Annotated in this window: 4 protein-coding genes; 1 reads left to right on the plus strand and 3 read right to left on the minus strand. The window is 68.4% G+C overall.

The genetic code is table 11. The features are described 5' to 3' along the window. Nucleotides 1-1739: FdhF/YdeP family oxidoreductase (locus AC1D12_RS23335; protein ID WP_477843155.1), on the minus strand; the 1739-nt coding region annotated here is incomplete at its 3' end. 79 nt (nucleotides 1740-1818) lie between these two features. Further along, entirely contained in the window at nucleotides 1819-3492 is a 1674-nt protein-coding gene (locus AC1D12_RS23340) for an OFA family MFS transporter (protein WP_052213180.1), read from the minus strand. Between the two features lie 188 nt (nucleotides 3493-3680). On the opposite strand from AC1D12_RS23340, the gene AC1D12_RS23345 reads away from it, so the two are divergent. After that, the gene (locus AC1D12_RS23345; RefSeq protein WP_477843156.1) at nucleotides 3681-4754 is read left to right on the plus strand and encodes a substrate-binding domain-containing protein; all 1074 of its coding nucleotides are present in this window, start codon (nucleotides 3681-3683) and stop codon (nucleotides 4752-4754) included. Between the two features lie 107 nt (nucleotides 4755-4861). On the opposite strand, the gene AC1D12_RS23350 is transcribed toward AC1D12_RS23345, so the two are convergent. Then, on the minus strand, nucleotides 4862-5472 hold a 611-nt coding region (locus tag AC1D12_RS23350), incomplete at its 5' end, for a PqiC family protein (RefSeq protein ID WP_477843158.1).

The following is a 5472-nucleotide window of genomic DNA, read 5'->3' on the forward strand; positions in this document are numbered from 1 at the left end:
CGGCTGTAGTCCTCGACCAGCCACATCCAGGGTGTCTTGCTGGAAGGCAGCGTCGCGGCAGCCAGCCGCGCGACGATCATCGGCTCGGACAGCAGCATCGGCGAGGCCGGCGCGTTGATGCCCGACGACAGGTGCACCATGCTCATCGAGTCTTCGACCGTCACGCCCTGCGCGCCCGCGGCCTGCAGGTCGACCTCGGTGCGGCCCAGGCAGGGCAGCAGCAGCGCCTGGCGGCCGTGGATCACGTGGCTGCGGTTGAACTTGGTCGCGACATGCACCGTCAGCTCGCAGCGGCGCAGCGCCTTCCAGGTGGCATGCGTGTCGGGCGTGGCCGACGCGAAGTTGCCGCCCATCGCGAAGAACACCTTGCCGCGGCCGTCGAGCATCGCCTCGATCGCGGCCACGGTGTCGAAGCCGTCGGCGCGCGGCGGCTCGAAATCGAACACCTCGCCCAGCCGGTCGAGGAAGGCCGGCGCCGGCTTCTCGTAGATGCCCATCGTGCGGTCGCCCTGCACGTTGCTGTGGCCGCGCACCGGGCAGGCACCGGCACCGGGGCGGCCCAGGTTGCCGCGCATCAGCAGCAGGTTGGTGATCATCTGGATCGTCGCGACCGAATGCTGGTGCTGGGTGATGCCCATGCCCCAGCAGGCGATCACGCTCCTGGCACCGGCGTACAGCTCGGCGGCGCGGCAGATGTCCGCTTGCGTGAGGCCGGATTCGGCCTCCAGCGTCTCCCAGCTCTCGGCGCGCACGTCGGCCTCGAAGGCCTCGAAGCCGTGCGTGTGCTCGGCGATGAAGGCCAGGTCGAGCACGCGGGCGGCGCCGTCGCGCTGCGCGCGGTCGTCCAGCTCGAACACGTGCTTGCACATGCCCTTGACGAGCGCGAGGTCGCCGCCGATGCGCAGCTGGAAGTAGTGCGAGCTGATCGGCGTCGAGCCGAGCGTGCTCATCTCGAGCGCGCTCTGCGGGTCGGCGAAGCGCTCGAGCCCGCGCTCGCGCAGAGGGTTGAAGCTGACGATCTTCGCGCCGCGCTTCGAGGCCTGGCGCAGCTCGCCGAGCATGCGCGGGTGGTTGGTGCCCGGGTTCTGGCCGAAGATGAAGATCGCATCGGCCTGCTCGAAGTCGTCGAGCGTGACCGTGCCCTTGCCGACGCCGATGGTCGGGCGCAGGCCCGAGCCGCTCGGCTCGTGGCACATGTTCGAGCAGTCGGGGAAGTTGTTCGTGCCGTACTCGCGCACGAACAGCTGGTAGAGGAAGGCCGCCTCGTTGGAGGTGCGGCCGGAGGTGTAGAAGATCGCCTGGTTCGGGTCCGGCAGCGCGCGCAGCTCGCGCGCGATCATCGCGAACGCCTGGTCCCAGTCGATCGCCCGGTAGCGGTCGGAGGCCGCGTCATACACCATCGGGTGCGTGATGCGGCCCATGTCCTCGAGGAAGAAGTCGGATTGCTCGGCGAACCACGAGACGGTGTGCGCGCCCAGCACCTCGGGCGTCGCGCGCTTGGACGTGGCCTCGGCGGCCACGGCCTTCACGCCGTTCTCGCAGAACTCGAAGGTCGAGGTGTGGTCGCGGTCGGGCCAGGCGCAGCCGGGGCAGTCGAAACCGTCCGGCTGGTTGGCCGACAGCATCGTCTTCGCGCCCTTGGCCGCGATGCCGTGCTGCAGCAGCTGGTGCGCCACGCTCTTCAGCGCGCCCCAGCCGCCGGCCGGGCCCTTGTAGAACTCGATCTTCTGCTCTGCCATGTTGTTCTCGAACGCTCCCGATCAGACAAATCGAACCCACCACGCCGACTTATCGGCGCGTTGGGTTGCTTCTACAGCTTCAGGCGAAGAACTTGCCGACCGTGAGAAGCGTCTTGTAGACGCCCCAGGCCAGCGGAATGCCCACCGCCGCCCACGCCAGCGCGACCACGAAGGTCGGCGTGGTGCCGCCCGCGCCGGGGCCGCTGCCCACGTCGGCCGCAGCCGCGCGGTCATGCGCCAGGCGCTTCTCTTCGGCCAGCTCTTCATCGCTCATGAAGTGCTTGTCGGCCACCGGACGGATCGACAGGTTGGCGATCAGGCCGATCACCAGCATGCCGACCAGGATGTACATCGTCTGGTTGTAGACCTGCTCGCGCGGGATGCCCAGGCCGAGCTGGTAGTCGCGCATGTAGTTCACGATCACCGGGCCCAGGATGCCGGCCGTGGCCCAGGCCGTCAGCAGGCGGCCGTGGATCGCGCCCACCATCTGCGTGCCGAACAGGTCGGCCAGGTAGGCCGGCACCGTCGCGAAGCCGCCGCCGTACATGCTCAGGATGATGCACACGGCACCGACGAACAGCAGCGTGCTGCCGGCCCCTGCGCTGCCCGGCAGGCTGGCGTACAGCACGCCGCCGAGCACGAAGAAGATCGTGTAGGTCAGCTTGCGGCCGAGCTTGTCCGAGATGCTGGCCCAGAAGAAGCGGCCACCGATGTTGAACAGGCTCAGCAGTGCGGTGAAGCCCGCCGCGATGCCGGCGATCGCCGCCTTCTGCGCGGTGTCGAGTTCGCCGATCTTCTTGGCCACGCCGATCAGGCTGCCGCCGAAGACTTCCTGCAGCATCGGGCTGGCCATGCCGATCACGCCGATGCCGGCGCTGACGTTCATGCACAGCACCAGCCAGACCAGCCAGAACTGCGGAATGCCCCAGACCTTCTTCACATGCACGTGGCGCTGCGTGATCATCGCGTTGCTGGTCTGCGCGACCGGCGGGGTCCAGCCCGCGGGCTTCCAGCCGCTCGGCGGCACGCGGTAGCCGAAGGCGCCGCCCAGCATGAAGACGAAGTACACCACCGCCATCACGATGAAGGTCTGCATCACGCCGACGCCGGTGGGCGATGCGAAGTTCTTCATCAGCTCGGCCGCGAGCGGCGAACCGATCATCGCGCCGCCGCCGAAGCCCATGATGGCCATGCCGGTGGCCATGCCGCGGCGGTCGGGGAACCACTTGATCAGCGTCGAGACCGGCGAGATGTAGCCGAGGCCGAGGCCGATGCCGCCGATGATGCCGGAGCCGAGGATCATCAGCCAGAACTGGTGCAGGTGGATGCCGAGCGCCGAGATCAGCATGCCGCCGCACCAGCAGAGCGCGCTGACGACGCCGGCCTTGCGCGGGCCGGCCCGTTCGAGCCAGCCGCCCCACAGCGCCGCCGAGCAGCCGAGGAACACGAAGAACAGGGTGTACATCCAGCCGAGCGTGGAGACCTTCCAGTCGCAGGTGGTGGTGAACAATTCGGCGAAGAAGCCGACCTCAGGACCGCACTTGATGGCTTCCTTGATGCCCAGCGCCCTCGACAATGGCAACCAGAACACCGAGAAGCCATAGGCCATGCCGATGCAGAGGTGGATGGCCAGGGCGGCCGGTGGGACGAGCCAACGATTGAAGCCAGGGCCTGCGATGGTGCGCTCTTTGTCGAGCAGACCAGCGGCAGGGGCTGGCGCGGATGCTGTCGAATCCGCCGTGGTTGTGGACATTCTTGCTCCCGGGTTTGTGAGTATCGGTATTCAAGGTCCCGCCGGGCTCGCACGGGGCTTGATGCTGCAGTGACACGCAGGCTCCGACTGTAGGCAGGGGCCGGCGTGGCGGCAATATGATGCCGCGGACATAGGCCTGTGAACAAGCAATCGCTTACATGGGCAGGAAAACGATAAGGCCGTAATTCGTGAACAAATTCACCATCAAGCCGCAGTGGACGGTGAGCCGCGAGGGCAGCGGCACGCTGATGCCGCGGCTCATCGAACTGCTGCGCCTCGTGCAGCAGCACGGCAGCCTGGCGCGTGCCTGCGAGGTGAGCGGCTTGTCGTACCGCCATGCATGGCAGATGGTGCGGCAGGGCCATGAGCTGTTCGGTGCGCCGCTGCTGCGCATGTCGCCCGGGCGCAACTCGACGCTGGCGCCGCTGGGCGAGAAGCTGGTGTGGGCCGACCACCGCATCGCGGCGCGGCTGACGCCGCTGTTCGAATCGATCGCCTCGGAACTGGAGGCCGAGATCGCGCAGGCGATGCAGGAGCCGCCGGCGGTGTTGCGGCTGCATGCGAGCCACGGGTTCTCGATCGAGATCCTGCAGCAGCAGTTGCTGGCCGACGGCATGCAGCTCGAATGGAAGTACTGCACCGCGATCGAGGCGGTGTCGGCGGTGTCGAGCTGGCAGTGCGACGTGGCGGGCGTGCACGTGCCGCAGGGCGAGTTCGAAGCGGCGGGCGTGGAGCACTACCGGCCGTGGCTGAGGCCGGGCGAGCAGATGCTGATCGATGTGAGCACGCGGCGGCAGGGCTTGATGCTGCAGAAGGGCAATCCCTTGCGAATCCAGGGCGTGTCCGACCTGGCGCGCGTGGATGTGCGCTTCGTCAGCCGGGATCCGGGGTCGGGCACGCGGCTGCTGCTCGACCTGCTGCTGCAGCAGGCGGGGGTGGACCCGGCGGGGCCGGTCGGCTATGCGCCGTGGGAGCGCACCCATGCGGCGGTGGCCGCGTACGTGGCCAGCGGCATGGCCGATGCGGGCTTCGGGGTCGAGACGGCGGCCCGGCGCTTCGATCTGGATTTCATTCCGCTGCAGACGGAGCAGTACTTCCTGTTGTGCGACGAGGCCTTCTTCGATACGCCGGCGATGCAGCAGCTGATGGCGGTGGTGGGGAGCGATGAGTTCCGGGCGGCGGCGAACCAGCTGCCGGGGTATGACGCGCGGCACGCTGGGGGGGTGCATCGGCTGGAGGATGCGTTTCCTGTCTTGCTGTGAGTTCTTGCGCGTCGCGGTGCGCCGCTCACCACCAGCCGCTCTTGTTGGGGGAAAAGATTGAAGTGACCGACGAGCATGCGAGCGTCMGCATGCTTCGTTGATTGCGTTCAGCAAGCGGGAACTGCGGACGACTGATCCATCGTCCTCAGTCTTTCACCGATCTGATCCGCCAGCCGCTGCACCGCGCGGCGATGCGCCGCAGCGATCGACGGCGCATCGGAGCCCGCCGTCTCATGCAGCCGGCTCGTGCAGGCCAGCGTGCGCACCGGCGTCGCGACCGAGGTGGCCGACCAGGCCGCTTCGATCCACGCCTCGCGTCCGAGCATCGACTCGAAGCGCTGCACCTCGATGCGCAGCCGCCAGCCGCTCGCCGGGCCGGGCTGCGTGCGCGCGTCGACTGCGTTGAAGCGCTCGGCCAGCCGCGCCATCACCGCCGCCCTCAACTCGTCGCGCAGCGGTGCGACCCAGCGCTCGCCTTCGAGCACGCGCAGGCTGTCGTCGCCGGCGCGCAGTACCCATTGAGGCTGATCGACGGCGGCCGGCACCGTCACCGGGCCGAGTTCGACAACGAGCGGTGCCGCGCTTGACGGTGCTGAAGCCGGCGACGACGACACCGCCGGCAGCAGGCTGTGAAAGCGCACCGGCGGCTGCGACGCGCAGCCCGCCATCGCGATCAACGATGCCGCGATCCACGCCCTCATCGCGCACCCTCCAGCGA

This window comes from Rhizobacter sp. P1_G5, from assembly GCF_056405435.1.

Bases quoted from the DNA above. Each gene is read 5' to 3' on its own strand.
- AC1D12_RS23340 (WP_052213180.1), bottom strand. From the start codon at position 3,492: ATGTCCACAACCACGGCGGATTCGACAGCATCCGCGCCAGCCCCTGCC.